Genomic DNA, 17,982 nt, shown 5'->3' with positions numbered 1-17,982 from the left:
GCATTCAGCGCAAGGACCCTCCTGTCAATGCCACGAGCCCCCGGACTGGTCAGTCCGGAGGCTCGCAGGGAAGACGGATGGGACTAGATGTCGCCGAACTCGCCCGAGGCAGCCGCAGCGACGAAGGACTTCCACGCCTCGGCCGGGAAGAGGAGCACCGGCCCCTCGGGATCCTTGGAATCACGTACGGGCATCACGCCGGGGAAGTCCGGGGCCACCTCGACGCAGTTGCCACCGTTGCCACTGTGGCGACTCTTCACCCACCGTGCGCCTGCCAGGCTATGGGCCGTCATTGAACTTCCTTCCGAACAGCGCGGATCATGGCGAGCGAAGCCGTCGTGTCCAACGACTCCACCTTCAGGTGATCGTAGTCCTCCTCCCAGCCCGCAACGCTTTCCCTCCCCCGTTCCAGATGGCCACGCGAATGGGATTCCGCGTAGCCCACCACCGACCTGTCGGGAAGCGTCAACAGCACCACCGGCAGGAGAAACGGCCGTTGCTCACCCAGCCGGAACGGGGCCACCTGGATGGTGATGTTCGGCCTCTCGGCCAACGCCAGAAGATGATCCAACTGCGCACGCATGACCTCCGCACCACCCACAGTGCGCAGCAGGCAACTCTCGTCGAGCACAGCATGAATGATTGGCGGCCGGTCCTTCTCCAGCAGCCTCTGCCGACCGGCCAGGAAGTCAACTCGCCCAGCGGCTTGGGCCTGAGTGATGCTCCCACGGCGGACACTCCCCACCTCCAGGGCAGCGGCATAGTCCAGGGTCTGCAACAGACCTGGCATCACTCCCAATTCAAAGGTTCGCAGCTTCCGGCAGCGCGCCTCCGCGTCCACGAACTCGGCAAATCCCTCCAGCAGACTGGCGTTCGAGATCCGGCGCCAGAGCTCCTTGAAGACGCCACCCGTGTCGAACACCCGGTCTGCCGCCACCGCGAATTTAAGGGTGACGGGCTTCTTAGCCCGCTCGACGTACGAGACCAGGCCATGGCTGTAGCCCATGCGCCGACCGAGTTCCGACTGCGACCAGCGCCTGGAACGCCGCAACCTGCGAAGTTCCTCGCCGAAGCGAACGGCCGGAGATGATGTCGAGTCAATTTCCAAGAGCTCCAAGGCGTCTCCCTGGCTGTCACTCGGCACAACCGTGAAGGTTGCGGCCTGGAGATCGTAACCCCCCACACGCCACCATGGCTACATCCGGTGATTCGCCGGACGCAGTGTGCAACCATGGAGACACCCATGCCCCCCACCATCCCCTTCCAGGTCGTCCTGTACCTGGCCAAGAGCAACTCCGCCTTCCCCGAGCGCGAGTTGCGCATGTGCGAGTCCTACGCCAACACCTTCAACTGGGACATCTCCCTCATCGTCGTCGACGACGAGACCCACGCGAAGGGGCCCGAGCACCGGCCCATGCTCCAGGCCGCCCTTCAGCGCCTCCTCGACCGCCGAGCCGGCGCGATCCTCGTCCCCACCAAGGCGACAATCTCCCCCATCGACGGCGAGTTCAACGAGTTCGCCGAGCGCGTGGAGAAGGCCTCCGGCTTCATCCAGATCGCGACCCGGCGATGACCGAGCGCTACGCCATCCTCCCCGCCGACGCCCCGCACGGCGCCTCCTACCAGGTCTGGGTCGTCCGCGACCGCACCACCACCCACCTCGTCAAGGCCCTCCCCCCGGCCGACGAGCCGCTCCGCTTCTACTCCTACGCCCAGGCCCTCGCCTGGACCCGCACCAACTCCCCCGCCAGCTAACTCTTCAGCCGCGCCAGCGCGACGACGAGCCGGTCGGCGATGTCCTCGGGCCAGGCGAAGGCGACCGTGACCGCCCGCTGGTGGGCCAGCCCGTGCAGGCCCAGCCAGAGGGCCACGGTGTCCGCGTAGGGATCATCACTGCCGGACACGCCCGCGGCCACGCACGCGCCCAGAGCCTCGATGAGCAACTGGAGCACCCCCTGCCCGAGGGCGCTCATATCATCCACCGTCACGCTGCTGTCCTGCAGCGCGGGCACCCAGACGCCGCCGAACATGGTCCGGTAGCGCTCGGGGTGCTCCCGGGAGAACCCCAGGTACGCGCGGCAGAGGGCGAACAGCCGCCCTTGCGGATCCTCACCGGCACTGCCCAGGGCTGCCCGCAGCTGGGCCTCCAACTCGTCGAAGGCCTGCCGCACCACGGCCAGCATGATGGCCGGCTGGTCGGGGAAGTGCCGGTAGATCGACGGGGCGGCGATCCCGACCCGGCGGGCCACCGACCGCAGCGTGACGGCGCTCTCGGTGCCGGCCTCGTCCAGCAGTTCGACCGCCGCCGCCACGATGTCCTCGCGCAGACGGGCACCTTCCCCGCGGCGGTTGCGGGCGCGGGCGGGGGGCGTGCTCGGTTCGTCGTTTCCCATGGCGTGAGCTTACAGGTGAGAACTTACGACCGGCAGCCCTTGCGGGCCGTGAACTTACACCTGTAACTTTACGGCCGTAGCCACAACCGTCACCGCCACCGCCCCGAAACGGAGCACGCCATGAGCAACCCCGTCGCCACCCCCGCCACCGAGGTCGTCCTGCCGGGCGAGGTCGAGCCGAGCGGCCTCCGGCTCCGCACCCGCGACCTCCCGCCGCCGACCGCGGGCCGGGTCCTGCTGCGGATGGAGGCCACCGGCGTCTCCTTCGCCGAGCAGCAGATGCGCCGAGGCAAGTACTACGACCAGCCGCCCTTCCCCTTCGTGCCCGGCTACGACGTGGTCGGCACGGTGGTCGCGACCGGCCCCGGCGTCGACCCCGCGATGGTCGGGCGCCGCGTCGCCGCCGTCACCAAGACCGGGGCCTGGGCCAGCCACCTGCTGCTCGACGCCGCTGACGCCGTCCCCGTACCGGACGGGGTGGCGGCCGCCGACGCGGAGACCGTGGTGGTCAACGGCGTGACGGCCTGGCAGATGCTGCACCGCACCGCGAAGGTCTCCCGGGGCGCCACCATCGTCGTGCTGGGCGCCAACGGCGGCGTCGGCTCCACCCTCGTCCAGCTGGCCCGGCACGCCGGGATCACGGTGATCGGCACGGCCTCCGCACGGCACCACGACGCCGTCCGCGCCCTGGGCGCCACCCCCGTCGACTACCGCGACCCCGAGCAGTACCGCCGCATCCGGCAGCTCGCACCGCACGGCGTCGACGCGGTGTTCGACCACGTCGGCGGCGCCGGGCTGGAGGAGTCCTGGCGGCTGCTGCGCCGCGGTGGGACCCTGGTGTCCTACGGCACCGCCGCCACCAAGGACGAGGCCGGCAACTCGCGGCTCCCGGTGCTGAAGCTGTTCGCCCGGCTGGCCCTGTGGAACCTCCTCCCCAACGGCAGGTCCGCGCACTTCTACAACCTCTGGGCGGGCAAGCGCCGCCCCGCGTCCTTCCGCGCCCGCCTGCGCGAGGACCTCACCCAGGTGCTGACCCTGCTCGCCGACGGCACTCTCACCGCCCAGGTCGCCGCGGAGTTCCCGCTGGACCAGGCCGCGGCCGCGCTCGCCCTGGCAGAGTCACGCACCGTCGCGGGCAAGGTCGTCATCGTCGCCTGACGTCGGCGGCGTGCTCCACGGGCCGGTCCATGGGAAACAGCGCACTGGCGTAGCGCCCACGGTCCTTCCACGGGAGCCTTGAACCATCGGCCCACCGACGCAGGAAGGACAACTGATGGTGCGCAGGACGAGGCTCATCAGCCGTGCCACCGCCGCAGCAACCACCCTGCTCCTGACGACCGGGCCTGTCCCCGCCGCCGGCGCCGCAACACCGGGCCCGGCCAACCCGACCGCGAAGCGGCTCAACGCGTACTGGACCCCGGCCCGCATGGCGGCCGCCCTACCTGCCCCCGCCCCACCCACCGCACCCACCGCACCCACCGCACCGACTACGGCAGCGGCGGCCCCGGCGGACGGCCCCCGGCCCGGGGAGTTCATCCCGTCGAGCAGGAGCTTCGACGGCATCCCCCCAGTGGGCACGTTCTTCTGGACCGACGCCGGCGGCACCGGTCGTACGTGCAGCGCCTCCGTGGTGCACAGTCCCGACCACGACCTGGTGCTGAGCGCGGGGCACTGCCTCAAGGGCTACTCCGGCACCGCCCCCGAGCGGAACCTGGGCTTCGTCCCGCAGTACCACGACGGACTCAAGCCGTTCGGCATCTTCCCGGTCAGGAGCAACGGCGTCTACGTCCCGCAGGAGTACTACGACAAGGGTGAACACGCGGGCGCCGCCTACGACTTCGGGTTCGCCGTGACCGAGCCCAACCAGGACGGCGAGCGGCTGGAGGACGCGGTGGGCGCGGTCCGGCTGCTCACCGGCACCGGCTGGTTCCACGCTCCGGTCCGGATGATCGGGTACCCGGGCGGCGCGCCGAAACCGCTGGAGTGCCTGAGCTGGACCACCTGGTGGGCCAGCGACGACCCGGCGGATCCGGGCACCTTCGAACGCATCGCGTGCGACGGCTTCGTCGGCGGGACCTCGGGCGGGCCCATGCTGGTGCCGTGGCCGGGCGGCTGGGCGGTGATCGGAATCATCGGGGGCTACCACACCGGGGGCAACACCCCCCAGATCTCCTACAGCGCCTCGTTCGGCTCCGCCACCCGGGACCTCTACGACGCCGCGACCACTGGCGCGCCTCCGGCGGCCCCCGCTTCCTGAACCCCCGCGCTCCCGTTCGCGAGATTGTTCGACGACCCGTGCAACCTTTTCCGTCCCTCAGGTCATCGATCACATGAATGTTCTGTTCGATCGAACTGTAGGCCGGGAGAAGGGGAATCCGTGCGGACTGCTCGCGGTGCGGTCGTCCTGTTGGCCGTGGGGGTCGTCGCGTCCCTCACGCTCACCACGGGAGACTCCTTCTCGCGGGGCAGACCGAACGCCGCCGCCCCCGATCCCACCGCCCCTGAAGCGGAGCCGGAACCGGAACCCGCCGGCACCCCCGCTCCCACCCCCACCCCGACGCCGACCTGGGACGGCAAGGTCCACGTCCTCGGCGACGGCTCCACCTCCTACACCGGCCCCCAGCCAAAGCAGCCCACGCCCGAGAAGCTCAAACCGGGCGAGAAGCCACCGCAGTTCGTCGTCTTCTCCTGGGACGGCGGCCTGGAGGGCGACGACCACCTGTTCTCCCGCTTCCGCAAGCTGGGCGCGGAGAACAACGCGCAGATGACGTACTTCCTGAGCGGCATCTACACCCTCCCCAAGTCCAAGCGCACCCTCTACCACCCGCCCCAGCACGACCCGGGCGCCGCCTCGATCGACTACGCCACCGACGCCCACATCAAGGACACCCTGGAGCAGTTGCGCCTGGCCTGGCTGGACGGCAACGAGATCGGCACCCACTTCAACGGGCACTTCTGCGGGAAGAAGGGCGGTGACGACTGGAGCGCCGAGGAGTGGAAGAGCGAGCTGGACCAGGCCGTCTCCTTCGTCACCAACTGGAAGACCAACACGGGCTACAAGGACCTCCCGCCGCTTCCCTTCGACTACACCAAGGAACTGGTCGGCGGCCGAGCCCCCTGCCTGGAGGGGCAGAAGAACCTCCTCCCGGCCGAGAAGGCGGCGGGCTTCCGCTACGACGCCAGCTCCCCCGGCGAGTTCCAGGTCTGGCCGAGCAAGAAGGACGGCATCTGGAACTTTCCGCTCCAGCTGCTGCCCTTCCCGGCGAAGGGCTCCCAGGGCCTCTCGATGGACTTCAACTTCCTCGCCGGCCAGTCCGGGAACACCTCCAAGGGCGATCCGAAGAAGTTCGACGAGTGGGAGAAGGAGACCAAGGAGAGCTACCTCGCCGGCTTCGAGCGCGTCTACAACGGCAGCCGGGCCCCGCTGTTCATCGGGAACCACTTCGAGGACTGGAACGGCGGCATCTACATGCAGGCCATCGAGGACGTGGTGAAGGACGTCTGCCACCGGGACGGCGTCCGCTGCGTCACCTTCCGCCAGGTCGCCGACTGGCTGGACACCCAGGATCCGAAGGTCCTCGACAAGCTGCGCCAGCTCGACCCCGGCCAACCGGCCGACTGGTCCCGCCTGGTGAAGTGACGCGCGGGCAGCCGGCCGGGCGGGCGGCCGGGCGGGCGGGCGATCCAGCAGGACCCCCTCAGCCGGTGCGCCGCGCCAGGGCGAGCACGCTGAGCCCGAACTTCCGCACCCCCAGCAGGAGGTGGACCGCAGGGACGTGCGCGATGCCGAGCACCACGGTGGCCTCCTTCGAGGTCTCGGACGACGGCCGGGTCACCCGGATCCGGGTGGTCCGCGACCCGGAGAAGCTCCTGGCCCTGGGTGCGGGAGGGCTGATCCGGCGAGGACCTCAGCCGATGCCGGGCGGCGCGTACGCCCGGGCCACGGCCCCGAAGGCGGCCTTGGGCGTGGTGCGCCCGTCCGGCCAGGAGCGGACCAGGCCGTAGCCGACCGTGTCCAGGTCCTCCCGGGGGTCGTCGGACGCCGGGTAGGCGGGGGTCACATAGGTGAAGACGAACGCTCCGGCCAGCCCCGCCGCCGTGAACAGCTCGATGAGCGAGGTGAGTTCGGCGGCCTGGGCCGCCTCGTCCCGGACCAGTCCGGGGCGCGGTCGGCGGACGCCGTCCGTGCGGTCGACCAGGGTCCAGGCCAGGGCGCCGTGGTCGGCCGCCCCGGTGAACGCGGCGCAGCCGAACTCGGCCACCACCACCGGCTTCCCGTGCCCGTGCAGCGCTTCGAGCGTGGTCCGGAGGGTCGCCGCGTTGGCGGCGTCCCGGTAGGCGTCGACCGCCACCAGGTCGAAGGGCGTCCAGTCGACGTCCTCCCACAGCCCGGCGGCGTAGGTGACCGGACCGTCGAAGTGCTTCCGGGCGGTGGCGACGGCGGTGGCCAGCAAGGCGTTGAACCGGACCGGCGGCGGACCGGCCGCGAAGTACTCCGGCGGCCAGCTCATCGGGTCCGCCAGCGCGGCCAGCCGGGCGGCGATGTCCGTACCCGGAACCAGTCCGGTCATGAAGGCGCTCAGCTCGCAGCCGACCACCAGGGTGACGTCGCCGCCGGCCCGGTGGAGCTCCCCGGCGACCTCGGCCGCCGCGGCGACGGCTCCCAGCGTCGCCGCCTCGTCCGCGTTCGGCAGCATCGGGGAGAGCCACACCGCCAGGCCGAGGCCGATGGCCGTCTCCGCGGCCTGCCGCATCCTCGTGACGTCGTCGCCGGTGATCCGGACCGCGGTGCAGTACAGTTCGCCGGCGACCGCGGCGAGTTCCCGCCGCATCGTCGCCGCCGTGAGGCCCGGACGGGTGACGGAGCCGTCGACGGTCGGGGTGCCGGTGTCATAGGTGATGCCGTTGATCTTCACCCCTCTGTTCTACCGGAATTCTCCTACCGGCCCGCCTCCTTCATGTACGAGGTCCAGATCCGGCCCGGCAGTTCGGAGTCCGGGGTGTCCGGCGCTGCCCCGCCGAGGCCCTCCAATGACAACAGCTTCATGTCCTTCAGGTCCGCCCGGAAGACGGTGACCGCCGTGGACAGCTGCCCGTTGTAGCCGACGGTCCATCCGGCCGTACGGTCCGGGGTGGTGCCGGGCTTGGCCGCCAGGCCCGGGCCCGCCTCGGCGAGCGACTGGGCGCTGCCGCCGCGCACCGCCCCCTTGAGCGCCGTGTCGACGTCCGCCGCCACCGACGGGGGCAGCGCCTGAACGGCGGTCGGCAGCCGCAGGTCGAGCTGCGCGCCGTTGCGGGTGATCCTGAGCACCGAGTACGGGTCGGTGTGGCGGCCGCCGGCCGCGAAGGCGGCGTAGGCGTCGGCGGCCCGGATCGCGCTCGGCTTGGAGTTGCCGACGCCGAAGGCGGGCACCAACTCGCCCATGCTGTCCGGCAGCAGGCCCAGGGCGGCCGCGGTCTGCTGCACCCGGTCCAGGCCGACGTCCATGGCGAGCTGCATCATCGGCCCGTTGACGGACTGCTCCACGGCGCTGCGCAGGGTCACCTGGCCCCAGTTCCGCTTGCCGTCGTTGGCGGTCTTCACGGTCTTCCCGTCGCGCCCCCAGTACGGGCCCTCCGGGGTCGTCACGTTCACGCCGTTGTCGCCGTCGTAGGTGGTGCCGGGTGTCACCGGGGTCCGGTTGCCGTCGCGCCGGCGCTGGACGCCCTGGTCGAGCCCGGCGGCGTACACCAGCGGGGTGAAGGCCGAACCCATCGGCACGGTCGAGGCATTGGCGTTGTCGAAGCCCTGTTTCAGGTAGTCGGGGCCGCCGTACAGCGCCACGATCCGCCCGTCGAGGGCCACCGACGCGGCGCCGACCTTCACCAGCTTGTCGGCCTCCCGGCTGCCGGGGTCGATGCCCTTGGTGGCCTCCTGCACCGCCGCGGCCAGGGCGTTGACCTTCGGCTTCTCGAAGGTGGTGAAGATCTGGTGGCCGCCGAGGTCGAACTGGGCGGGCGTGATGTCGGTGTGGCTCTCCACGTAGCTCCGGGCCATGTCCACCAGGTACCCGACCTGCCCGCTCAGCCCGGCCGCCTTCGGCTGCGGCCGGGGCTCCGGGAACACCGTGTACGTGGCGCGCTCGGCGGCGGACAGCTTGCCGGCCTCCACCATCCGGTCCAGGATCCAGGACCACCGTTCCTCGGCCCGCTCGTGGTTGGCCGCGCCCAGCGCCGGGTCGTACTGCCCGGCCCCCTTCAACAGGGCTGCCAGGAAGGCGCCTTCGCTCGGGTTCAGCTGCGAGACGTCCTTGCCGTAGTACGCCGCCGCGGCGCGCTCGATGCCGTAACTGCCGCGCCCGAACCAGCTGGTGTTCAGGTAGCCGGCCAGGATCTCCCGCTTGCTCATCCGCCGGTCCAGCTTGACCGCGATGACCATCTCGCTGAGCTTGCGGGAGACGTCCTGGCGCTGGTTCAGGTAGATGTTCTTCACGTACTGCTGGGTGATGGTCGAGCCGCCCTGGGTGTCGCCGCCCGAGAGCATCTCGTAGACCGCACGGCTGATGCCCTTGAGGGAGATCCCCGGGTCCGAGTAGAAGGTCTCGTTCTCGGCGGACAGCACGGCCCACTGCACCGGCTCCGGCACCTGGTCCAGCGGCACCTCCTGCCGGTTGGTGTCGCCGATCCGGGCCATCTCGGTGCCGTCGGCCCAGTAGTAGACGTTGTTCTGCTGGGTGGCGAAGGCGTTCAGGTCGTCCGGGACCTCCGTGGTCGCGTAGAACCAGGCCGCCAGCGCCGTCAGCGCCACCGCCGGGAGCCCCACCACCACGAGCAGCTGCCGCCAGGACGGGAGCCAGCGGCGGACGCCGCGCCGCCCGCCGCGCGGGTAGTCGATCCACCGCAGCGCACGCCACCGGCGGCGCCCGGCCTTCCGCTCCTCGACTTCCCCGTCCTGATGTGCACTCACAGGCCGCTCTCCGCTTCGCTCGTGGGACAGACCCCTCCACTGGATAGACGCCGACAGGCCGGTCCGTTGGACGGGCGAAACCGGTGTGATCATGCTCATAGCGGTAGGCGGAACCCTTGCGGGATCCCTGCGGAAGCCGTGGAAAACCCCGCCCGGAACCCCGCCCGGAACCCCTGCGGGACCCGCCCGGAGCCCCTGGGAGCCCGTCCCCCGCGGCCTACCGCCAGAATGGCGGCATGAGGTTGATCCACACGCTGCTCGGCGTGCTGCTGCTCCTGCTCGTCGTGGGCAGCATCCTGCGCACCCTGGTCGTCCCCCGCGGTCTCTACTCGGCCCTGGTGCACCGGCTCTGGTGGGTGCTGCGCACGGTGCTACGGCTGTGGGCCGCGCCGTTCGGCACCTACCGGGCGCAGGACCGCGCGCTGACCTGGCTGGCCCCGCTGGTGCTGCTCGGCATGCTCGGGATATGGCTCAGCGGGATGCTGCTCGCCTACACCCTGCTGCTGCACGGCATCTCCGACCTCAGCTGGTCGGTGTCCATCCGGGAGGCCGGGTCCAGTCTGTTCACCCTCGGCTACGCCAGCGGCGAGCGGCTGCAGCTGTCCGCGATCGACTTCCTGGCCGCCGCCAGCGGCCCGCTGGTGATCGCCCTGCAGATCGCCTACCTGCCCACCCTGTACGCCGCCTACCAGCGGCGCGAGACCGAGGTGACCCTGCTCCAGTCCCGGGCCGGCGAGCCGGCCTGGGGGCCGGAGCTGCTCGCCCGTCAGTCCCTGGTCGACACCGAGACGGCGCTCCCCCAGCTCTACCGCGACTGGGAGCGCCTGGCCGCCGACATCGGCGAGAGCCACTCCAACTACCCGGTGCTGCTGTCCTTCCGCTCCCCGCAGCCCAACCGCAGCTGGGTGGTCGGCCTGATCGCCGTCATGGACGCCGCCGCCCTGCACCTCGCCCTCTGCCCGCGCTCTGCCCCGCCCGAGGCCCGGCTGGTGATCCGGGCCGGCTTCACCGCGATGCGCGACATCGGCCGCTCGCTGCGCGTCGACTTCGACACCGACCCCGACCCGGACACCCCGATCCGCCTCACCTACGCCGAGTACCTGGGCGCCGTCGCCATGATCACCGCCGCCGGTTTCGCGCACGAACGCCCGGTCGAGGAAGCCTGGCGGCACTTCCGCGGCTGGCGCGTCAACTACGAGGCGCTGGCCTACGAACTCGCCCGCCGCAGCGACGCCGTACCCACGCTGTGGACCGGCCCGCGCGACTTCCACGCCCCGGTCATCCCGCCGGCCCGGCCCACCGACCGCCGGCCGGACAACTCCCGGCCCACGCTGCCGCCGGCCTGAGACGCCCTACGGCCGGGCGGGCAGCGGCGGAAGCGGCCAGTCGGCGGGCGGGGCGAAGTCGCGGTGGGTGCCGTCGAAGGGGAACGCCCCCGCCTCGACCAGCCGCGCCACCGCCTCGCCGCCCGCCCGGATCGCACGGGCCTGTGCCGCGCTCCAGAACGCCGGGTGCCCGGTCTTGGCGGCGAAGGACTCCTCGTCCTTCCAGCGCCACCGCCGTTCGGCGTCCACCTCCAGGTCCAGTTCCAGGTCGTGGACGTCGATCTCCCCGCCCCGGTACTCCCGGCGCTCCAGGTTCACGTACCAGTGCGAGAAGCCGCTGCCGGGCTCGAAGATCCACCAGACCGCGTACGGCTCACTGGCCGGCTGGTGGATCAGCGCGCTGATCGCGTCCCACTCCCCGGCCACCATCGGGTAGCCCCCGGCCGGGTGGCTCTCCGGCGGGATGTCCCGGATGTGCTGCCCGTCGGGCAGCTCGGCCTTCCACAGCGGCGAACCGGCCGCCAGCCAGAGCAGCAGCCCGTCCGGGCCGCACTCGACCACCCGCATCGGCAGGCAGCTGGTCAGCTGCCCGCCGAAGTGGAAGTTCCAGCGCAGCACCTGCCCCGGGACATGCTCCGGAGGCGTCGTGGCGGGCCTCACAGGTCCACCGGACGGCCGTCGGCCAGCGAGCGCTCGGCCCCGGCCAGGATCTCCACCACCCGCAGACCGAAGTCCGCCGCGCAGGGGTGCGGCTCGCCGGAGGCGGCCGAGGCCAGCAGGGCGTCCACCGCCCGGTGCAGGGCGACGGTCGGGGCCTCGCCGCGCTCGGGCAGTTGCGCCACCCCGTGCTCGCCGCGCAGCTCCATCACGGCGCCGCCGCCCGCCCGCGGCACGGTCAGGCTGAGCGCCATCGTGCTGGACGCGCCCCCGACGTGCCGCACCACCAGGTGCACGGTGTCCAGCGGCCCGGCGACCGCTGTGACCTGCGTCGCGTCGCCCAGCACCGGGAGCAGCACGGACAGCGCGTGCGGGCCGACGTCCCACAGCGCGCCCTTCTCCCGGCGCCACGGCGAGGCCGCGTACGGGCTGGTGCTGCCCGGCGCGAACACCGAGCCGAGCCAGTCCGAGCGGCCGGTGAACCAGCCGCCGAGTTCCGCCTGCCGCTCGATCCACGGGATCTGCTCGCCGCCGAAGCGGACGGTGAAGAACACCACCGAGGCCACCTCGTGCGCGCGCACCGCCTCGGCCACCGCCCGGGCGTCCGGCACGGTGAACGCGACCGGCTTGTCCAGCAGCAGGTGGCGGCCCGCCTCGGCGGCCCGTACGGCGAGCCCCGCCTGGACGGACGGCGGCAGCGCGACGGAGACCGCGTCCACCTCGGCCAGCAGCCGGTCGAGGTCGCCGTACCCTGGCACACCGTGCGCCACGCCGAGCGCCTCGGCCGCCTCCGGCCGGCGGCCCCAGACGCCGGTGAACTCCAGCCCGGGGTGCTCCGCCAGCACGGGCGCGTGCACCCGCTCGGCCCAGGTGCCGGTGCCCAGCAGTCCGATGCGCACGATGTCTCCGCTCCTTCTCTCTTGCCCTGCGCTGTGCTCGCTCAGCCCTGCACCTCGCTCAGGTGCACCTCGGTCAACCCTGCACCCGCACCAGCGTGAACCCGTCGTAGCCCTTGCTGCCCACCGTCTGGACGGACGTCCCGGTGACCCTCGGCTCGGCGGCGATCAGCTCGTGCAGGGTGCGGGTGCCGACGATCGCCGGGTCGGTGCTGGCGGCGTCGGCGATGGCCCCGCCGCGCACCACGTTGTCGACGATGATCAGCGAACCCGGCCCGGTCAGCTGGAGCGCCCGGCGGAAGTACTCGGGGTTGCTCGGCTTGTCCGCATCGATGAACACCAGGTCGAAGGGCTCTTCGCCCTGCTCGACCAGCGCCGCCAGCGAGTCGGCGGCCCGGCCGACCCGCACCTCGGCGACCTCGCCCAGCCCGGCACGGGCCAGGTTGCCGCGCGCCACCTCGGCGTGCCGGGGGTCGAGCTCCAGGGAGATCAGCGTGCCGTCCGCGGGCAGTGCCCGGGCCAGCCAGATCGTGCTGTAGCCGCCGAGCGTGCCGACCTCCAGGATCCGGCGCGCCCCCTGGGTCAGCGCCAGCAGGTGCAGCAGCTTGCCCTGGTTCGGCGCCACCGCGATCTTCGGGAGCCCGGCGGCGTCGGCGGCGGCCGTGGCGGCCTCCAGCGCCGGGTCGTGGCCGACCAACTGCTCGGAGAAGTACGCGTCCACGGCGTTCCACGTCGTCTGCTGCGTCGGCTGCGTCATCGGGCCCTCCAGTGGTGCAAGATCGACAGGTTCCAGCCGATGCTACTCCGGGGCCCGACGACGCCGGCACAGTATCCGTTACGCTCCGTCACTCCGCGACGGGAGCCTTGAGCGCCTCGGCGGCCTTCGCCGCCTCCTCGGCCTCGATCTTCGCGTGGGTCTTCGCCGCCCGGCGCTTCATCAGCCAGGCCGAGGTCGCGCCCACCACGACGGCCGCCGCCAGGGCCACCAGGGAGAACCGGGACAGCCACGGCTCGATGGCCTTGCCCACCTTGAAGACCAGCAGCGTCGTACCGCCGGCCCAGATCACGCCGCCCAGCACGTTGGCGATCAGGAACTTCCAGTAGGGCATCTTCAGCGCGCCCGCCAGCGGACCGGCGAAGATGCGCAGCAGCGCGATGAAGCGGCCGAAGAAGACCGCCCACATGCCCCACTTCTGGAACGAGCGCTCGGCGGTGGCCAGGTGCGAGGGCCCGAAGTGCTTGGGGAACTTCCGCCCCAGCTTCTCGAAGAGCGGCTTGCCCCCCTTGCGGCCGATCGAGTACCCGATCGAGTCGCCGATGATCGCGCCCGCGATCGCGCAGGCCGCGATCCCCCACGGGCTCACCACGCCCTTGACCGCCATCAGGGTCGCCGTGACCAGGGCGACCTCGCCGGGCAGCGGGATGCCCAGCGACTCGAGCCCGATGATCAGGCCGATCAGGGCGTACACCGCAGTCGGTGGGACGCTCTCGATCCAGGCGTCGATGTGCAAGGCCAGCACCTCCGTGGCAGCTCGGAACGGCCCCGGCTCCCCGTGGAGCCGAACACCCGTCCCGGTGGTTGTCCGATGGCGGCACCAGGCCGCTCCCCCGGGGCGCAGCCTAACGTGCCGAACAGCCCGCCCCCCGGCCGATCACCCCTGGTTACGACGTGCGCCCCCGCACCAATAGTTCCAGCCCGGTCGGCATTCCTTCAAGATTGGGCAAAACGTCGTGCGGCCGCCGCCGGACACTGCATGATCCACCGCGTGAGCGGCATCCCGCCCGTTCGTCGCCCACTGCTACGCCTGCCCGGTCCGCTCGGCGAAGTCCAGGACGGTGACGGAGAGGCGGCGACTGGCCAGCGGCGGGACGGTCATGGCCAGTGGCAGCAGGGCGCCGAGGAGTCCGCGGCCGCCGGTCGGCCGGACATCCCGTACCGCCACCACAGCCGGACTGGCGGTGCGGAGTTTGTCCCGCTCGTCCGCGTCCATCGCCCACGGCATCGGCGGCACCTGGTACCCGCGGCCGCGGATCCTCCCCGCCGAGGCGAGTCGGCCGAACCAGCGCGGGACGGCGTCCAGTACGAGGGAGCCGCCCGGGAAGCGCTCCGCGCAGCCCGCGATCAGGGACCTCACCCGGGCGGGCGGAAGGTACATCAGCAGTCCTTGCGCACTGATCAGCACCGCCTGATCGCGGTCCACCTCGTCGGCCCAGGCGTCCAGGTCGGTGGCGTCCGCGGCCAGGTAGCGCTGACGCGGCCCGGGAGGCAGCAGCTTCTCCCGCAGCGCCACCGACTCGGGCAGGTCCACGCTCAGCCAGTGGGCCCGTCCGTTGTCGACCCGCCAGTACTGGGTCTCCAGGCCGTCCCCCAGACAGACCACCGTGCCGCGCGGCTCCCGCGCCAGGAAGTCCGCCACCTCGCGGTCGAAGCAGGCCACGCGCAGGGCCTGGAGCTGGCCCTGGACGCCGCTGGCGCCGAACCGCTCCGCGAACGGGAAGTCGATCCGGTCGACCAGCTCGACGGCCTCGGGATCGTGGAGCACGGCGTCCGGCCGGCGCGCCTCCAGCGCCCGGTGCCACAGCGTCCACAGCGCCGTCTCCGGCACCTGCTCCAACTCCGGTCGTTCGCCGCCGCCGCTCATCTCGACTCCTCCGTGGACAACCCCGGCCCGGACCCCGCCGATTCTGACACCGACCCGGTGCCGCCCTTCCCCCCGACGCGCCGGACCCGGCTACAGGGCGGCCCTCCCGTCGGGCTCCCCGGAGGGGCGGGTGACGGCCCAGGCCGCCTCGATCATCCCGAAGATCTCGTCCAGCGCGGCGTCCGGATCGGCCGCCTCACGGGCCAGCGAGTAGGCGTCGATCACGAACCTCGCGATCGTCCGGCTCGCCGTCGTGGTCGGTGACAGCTCGGGATCAGCGGCGATGGCCGCTGCCAGCGACTCCGCGTGGCGCAGCCTCATCGACTCCTCGTACTCCCGCAGGGCGGGCGATTCGTCGATCATGCGCCAGATCGGGGCGGCGCCGTCCGCCGTGCAGTGCCGGACCAGGGCCTCGATCTCACGGCGCAGCGCGGGGATGAGCGGCTGGTCCGGCGCCCGGCCGGTGACCGCCCGCGTGAGGCGTTGCTCGAAGTCGTCGTCCCGCTCGAAGACCAGGGCCTCCTTCGAGGCGAAGTGGGAGAAGAGCGTGGTGACGGCCACGTCGGCCTCGGCGGCCACGTCACGGATTCCCACCGCCTCGTACCCGCGCTCCAGGAAGAGCCGGAGGGCGGTGTCGGCGATCTTCTGGCGGGTCGCGGCTTTCTTGCGCTCACGGCGGCCGGGCGGCGCGGTCATACCGTGACCCTAGCAAATACGAAACCACAACAGTTCCAAAACACTAACGGTTAGTGCTACGGTTCACCGCATGAGGAAAGTGAGCTTCGCCGAGTTCGGCGGCCCCGACGTTCTGCAACTCATCGACGCCGAGGAGCCCCACGCGGGCCCCGGTCGGATACGCATCGCCGTACGGGCGGCCGGCGTGAACCCCGTCGACTGGAGGATCCGCGAAGGCCAGAAACTGGGAGCCCATCCGACCGAGCTGCCCTCCGGAGTCGGCCTGGACGCCGCCGGGGTGGTCGACGAAGTCGGCGAGGGCGTCGAAGGGGTCGAGGTCGGCGACCGCGTGTTCGGCGAAGGCGCCTGCACCTACGCCGAGTTCACCGTGCTGTCGGCCTGGGCCCGCATGCCCGAGGGCCTGTCCTTCGAAGAGGCCGCCGGCTACCCGTCCGTGGTGGAGACCGCGCTGCGCATCATCCGCGAGGTCGGCGTGCAGCCCGGGCAGACGCTGCTGGTCAGCGGCGCGTCGGGCGGCGTCGGCTCGGCGGTGCTGCAGATCGCCCGCGACCGCGGCATCACGGTGATCGGCACGGCCGGGGCCGCCAACCAGGACTACCTGCGCGGCCTGGGCGCCCTCCCCACGACGTACGGCGAGGGCTGGGTCGACCGGGTACGGCAACTCGGCCGCATCGACGCCGCCCTCGACCTGGCCGGCTCGGGCGTGATCCGCGAACTCGTCGAACTGACCGGGGACCCGCAGAAGGTGATCACCATCGCCGACCTCGGCGCGCCCGACCTCGGCGTCCGCTTCTCCGGCGTAGCCGGGAGCGTACCGGCGGCGCTCTCCGTGGCCGCCGACCTCATCTCGCGCGGAAGGCTCCACATCCCGGTCGAGAGGACCTACACGCTCGCCGAGGCCGCAGCCGCCCACGTCGACAGCCAAGCAGGCCACGCCCGCGGACGCCGCGTCATCGTTCCCTGACCTCCCCGGCACCAACATCCCGCCGCCGCAAGCCGCCCGGCTCCCCCCGCCGGGCGGCTTGCGCCACGCCCTGACGGCACGCCAGCCTCCCTGCACAGGAAGTCGACCACACCGACTTCTCGCGCCGACGGCGGCCCTCGCCACCGGCTTCCATCCGGCCCAACACCGGCCCTCAGCCACAGGCCGTGCGGGTCGGCTGCAGCAGAAGTCGGCCAGACCGACTTCTGGTGCCGACCCGGGCCGACAATCCCCCGACCCTCGGCCTGACGAGGGGACCCGGCAACTGGCAGTGCCCCGGCCACGGGCCCCGCGGGCCACGGGGTTCACCGCACGAGAAGTCGGCCTCACGACTCTGCTGGCGAAGTCGGTTGGGGTGGTTGTGGGACAGTAAGTGCCCGCCGGGCAGGAGCGGCGGTTTGCGCGGCTGCGCGAGTGCGGCCTGTTCCTCCGCACCCGTCAGTGGCAGCAGCGGAGCGCCCGGCTGCGGGCCGACGAGTTCGACGAGCGGTTCCCCGGCCTGCTGCGCGCCGGCTGGACAACCTGGACGGCGTCGGCGGCGCTGTCGGACCGGGCGGAAGGCGGAGCCGCCGGATCAGCCGACGCTGAAGGCGCCGTCCGGCGGGGGCGGGGAGTCGGTGGCGTCGGCGTCGGTGACCGGGGCGGTGCGGCCGACCAGGGCGGCCAGTTCCTCGCCCTCGGTGAGCCGGGCCGGGAAGATGTCGCCCGCCAGCAGGCGGGTGAGCTCCGCCGTCGGGAGCGGCGCCGTCGAGCCGGCCAGCAGGATGTTGCCGTAGCGGCGCCCGCGCAGCACCGGGGCCTCCGCGACCAGGAAGACGTGCGGGAACACCGCCCGCACCGTTGCCGCCTGGGCCTTGGCGAAGGCCAGTGGCGGGCCGTCCGCCAGGTTGGCGGCGTAGCAGCCGCCGGGGCGCAGGGCGGCCGCGGCCAGCCGCAGGAACTCCACCGAGGTGAGGTGGGCCGGGGTGCGGGAGCCGTGGAAGACGTCCGCGATCACCAGGTCCTGCGAACGGGCCGGGGTGGCGGCCAGTGCGGCCCGGGCGTCGCCCACCGTCGCGGTGATGTCCGCGCCGGGGCCCTGCCAGGGCAGGTGCTCGGCGACGAGGTCGAGCAGCGGCCCGTCCACGTCCACCACCTGCTGGCGCGAGCCGGGGCGGGTGGCGGCCAGGTAGCGGGGCAGGGTGAGGGCGCCGCCGCCCAGGTGCAGCACGTCCAGGGGACGGCCGGCGGGGGCGAGGGCGTCCACGAGGTGGCCGATCCGCCGGGTGTACTCGAACTCGAGGTGGGTCGGGTCGGCGAGGTCGACGTACGACTGCGGGGTGCCGTCGAGGGTGAGCAGCCAGCCGCCGTCGCGGTCGATGTCCGGCATGAGCTTGGCGAAGCCGAGGTCGGTGGTCCGTCCGACCGGCACCGGCTCGTCCATGGACGGCTCGCCCGTGGCCGGC

At 72.1% G+C, this 17,982-nt stretch carries 20 protein-coding genes; 7 read left to right on the top strand and 13 right to left on the bottom strand.

Going from position 1 to position 17,982, the window contains the following annotated elements:
* Positions 1 to 83: 83 nt before the first annotated feature.
* Both HS99_RS23750 and HS99_RS23745 read right to left on the bottom strand, forming a co-directional pair.
* Positions 84 to 293, bottom strand: a complete 210-nt coding sequence (locus tag HS99_RS23750) for a DUF397 domain-containing protein (protein WP_030550614.1) — start codon at positions 291 to 293, stop codon at positions 84 to 86.
* Positions 290 to 1,117 (bottom strand): helix-turn-helix domain-containing protein, encoded by an 828-nt coding sequence (locus HS99_RS23745; protein ID WP_030550616.1) that lies wholly within the window; start codon positions 1,115 to 1,117, stop codon positions 290 to 292. Before HS99_RS23745 ends, HS99_RS23750 begins: the two co-directional genes overlap by 4 nt.
* A 126-nt stretch (positions 1,118 to 1,243) precedes the next feature.
* Between HS99_RS23745 and HS99_RS23740 the strand changes: the two genes are divergently transcribed.
* Positions 1,244 to 1,573 carry a recombinase family protein gene (locus tag HS99_RS23740; protein ID WP_050366979.1) on the top strand — a complete coding sequence of 110 codons (330 nt, stop codon included), beginning with the start codon at positions 1,244 to 1,246 and terminating at the stop codon, positions 1,571 to 1,573.
* Positions 1,570 to 1,755 (top strand): hypothetical protein, encoded by a 186-nt coding sequence (locus tag HS99_RS23735; RefSeq protein WP_030278685.1) that lies wholly within the window; start codon positions 1,570 to 1,572, stop codon positions 1,753 to 1,755. Before HS99_RS23740 ends, HS99_RS23735 begins: the two co-directional genes overlap by 4 nt.
* On the opposite strand, the gene HS99_RS23730 is transcribed toward HS99_RS23735, so the two are convergent.
* A complete protein-coding gene (locus HS99_RS23730) occupies positions 1,752 to 2,393 on the bottom strand; it encodes a TetR/AcrR family transcriptional regulator (RefSeq protein ID WP_030550620.1) in 642 nt (213 codons plus the stop codon). The two genes, HS99_RS23735 and HS99_RS23730, sit on opposite strands and share 4 nt — an antisense overlap.
* Before the next feature lie 120 nt (positions 2,394 to 2,513).
* Here HS99_RS23730 and HS99_RS23725 point away from each other — a divergent pair, with 120 nt between their 5' ends.
* From HS99_RS23725 to HS99_RS23715, 3 genes are all read left to right on the top strand, one after another.
* Complete coding sequence (locus HS99_RS23725; protein ID WP_030278690.1) at positions 2,514 to 3,551, top strand: medium chain dehydrogenase/reductase family protein; 1,038 nt, start codon at positions 2,514 to 2,516, stop codon at positions 3,549 to 3,551.
* Between the two features lie 115 nt (positions 3,552 to 3,666).
* Complete coding sequence (locus HS99_RS23720) at positions 3,667 to 4,650, top strand: trypsin-like serine peptidase (protein ID WP_030278692.1); 984 nt, start codon at positions 3,667 to 3,669, stop codon at positions 4,648 to 4,650.
* Between the two features lie 120 nt (positions 4,651 to 4,770).
* Positions 4,771 to 6,033, top strand: a complete 1,263-nt coding sequence (locus HS99_RS23715) for a polysaccharide deacetylase family protein (protein ID WP_030550622.1) — start codon at positions 4,771 to 4,773, stop codon at positions 6,031 to 6,033.
* A 58-nt stretch (positions 6,034 to 6,091) separates the two neighbouring features.
* Here the strand turns inward: HS99_RS23715 and HS99_RS45160 are convergent, their stop codons facing one another.
* The 3 genes from HS99_RS45160 to HS99_RS23705 all read right to left on the bottom strand — a co-directional run bounded on the left by HS99_RS45160 (position 6,092) and on the right by HS99_RS23705 (position 9,339).
* Complete coding sequence (locus HS99_RS45160) at positions 6,092 to 6,229, bottom strand: hypothetical protein (RefSeq protein ID WP_170066672.1); 138 nt, start codon at positions 6,227 to 6,229, stop codon at positions 6,092 to 6,094.
* Between the two features lie 72 nt (positions 6,230 to 6,301).
* Positions 6,302 to 7,309, bottom strand: coding sequence for a glycoside hydrolase family 113 protein (locus tag HS99_RS23710; protein WP_030550623.1), 1,008 nt, complete (start codon positions 7,307 to 7,309; stop codon positions 6,302 to 6,304).
* 23 nt (positions 7,310 to 7,332) lie between these two features.
* Positions 7,333 to 9,339, bottom strand: a complete 2,007-nt coding sequence (locus HS99_RS23705; protein ID WP_046386278.1) for a transglycosylase domain-containing protein — start codon at positions 9,337 to 9,339, stop codon at positions 7,333 to 7,335.
* Positions 9,340 to 9,575: 236 nt separating this feature from the next.
* Here HS99_RS23705 and HS99_RS23700 point away from each other — a divergent pair, with 236 nt between their 5' ends.
* Entirely contained in the window at positions 9,576 to 10,685 is a 1,110-nt protein-coding gene (locus HS99_RS23700; protein ID WP_030550625.1) for a hypothetical protein, read from the top strand.
* A 6-nt stretch (positions 10,686 to 10,691) separates the two neighbouring features.
* On the opposite strand, the gene HS99_RS23695 is transcribed toward HS99_RS23700, so the two are convergent.
* From HS99_RS23695 to HS99_RS23670, 6 genes are all read right to left on the bottom strand, one after another.
* Positions 10,692 to 11,324 (bottom strand): ribonuclease FAU-1 family protein, encoded by a 633-nt coding sequence (locus tag HS99_RS23695; RefSeq protein ID WP_046386277.1) that lies wholly within the window; start codon positions 11,322 to 11,324, stop codon positions 10,692 to 10,694.
* Positions 11,321 to 12,220 (bottom strand): Gfo/Idh/MocA family protein, encoded by a 900-nt coding sequence (locus HS99_RS23690; protein WP_030278703.1) that lies wholly within the window; start codon positions 12,218 to 12,220, stop codon positions 11,321 to 11,323. The genes HS99_RS23695 and HS99_RS23690 overlap by 4 nt, the downstream gene beginning before the upstream one ends.
* Positions 12,221 to 12,293: 73 nt before the next feature.
* Entirely contained in the window at positions 12,294 to 12,974 is a 681-nt protein-coding gene (locus tag HS99_RS23685; protein WP_030278705.1) for an O-methyltransferase, read from the bottom strand.
* A gap of 88 nt (positions 12,975 to 13,062) precedes the next feature.
* Positions 13,063 to 13,728, bottom strand: a complete 666-nt coding sequence (locus HS99_RS23680) for a DedA family protein (RefSeq protein WP_030278707.1) — start codon at positions 13,726 to 13,728, stop codon at positions 13,063 to 13,065.
* Positions 13,729 to 14,016: 288 nt separating this feature from the next.
* A complete protein-coding gene (locus HS99_RS23675) occupies positions 14,017 to 14,859 on the bottom strand; it encodes a class I SAM-dependent methyltransferase (protein ID WP_030278709.1) in 843 nt (280 codons plus the stop codon).
* A 90-nt stretch (positions 14,860 to 14,949) separates the two neighbouring features.
* Positions 14,950 to 15,555, bottom strand: coding sequence for a TetR/AcrR family transcriptional regulator (locus HS99_RS23670; RefSeq protein ID WP_030278711.1), 606 nt, complete (start codon positions 15,553 to 15,555; stop codon positions 14,950 to 14,952).
* A 70-nt stretch (positions 15,556 to 15,625) separates the two neighbouring features.
* Here HS99_RS23670 and HS99_RS23665 point away from each other — a divergent pair, with 70 nt between their 5' ends.
* On the top strand, positions 15,626 to 16,519 hold the full coding sequence (locus HS99_RS23665) for an NADP-dependent oxidoreductase (protein WP_030278713.1): 894 nt from the start codon (positions 15,626 to 15,628) through the stop codon (positions 16,517 to 16,519).
* Positions 16,520 to 17,111: 592 nt separating this feature from the next.
* Here HS99_RS23665 and HS99_RS23660 read toward each other — a convergent pair.
* Positions 17,112 to 17,960, bottom strand: coding sequence for a spermidine synthase (locus tag HS99_RS23660; protein ID WP_030550629.1), 849 nt, complete (start codon positions 17,958 to 17,960; stop codon positions 17,112 to 17,114).
* Positions 17,961 to 17,982: the final 22 nt, after the last annotated feature.

The organism is Kitasatospora aureofaciens (assembly GCF_001188955.3).
Lineage (GTDB): Bacteria > Actinomycetota > Actinomycetes > Streptomycetales > Streptomycetaceae > Kitasatospora > Kitasatospora aureofaciens.
This window is presented reverse-complemented; position numbering and strand designations above follow the sequence as displayed.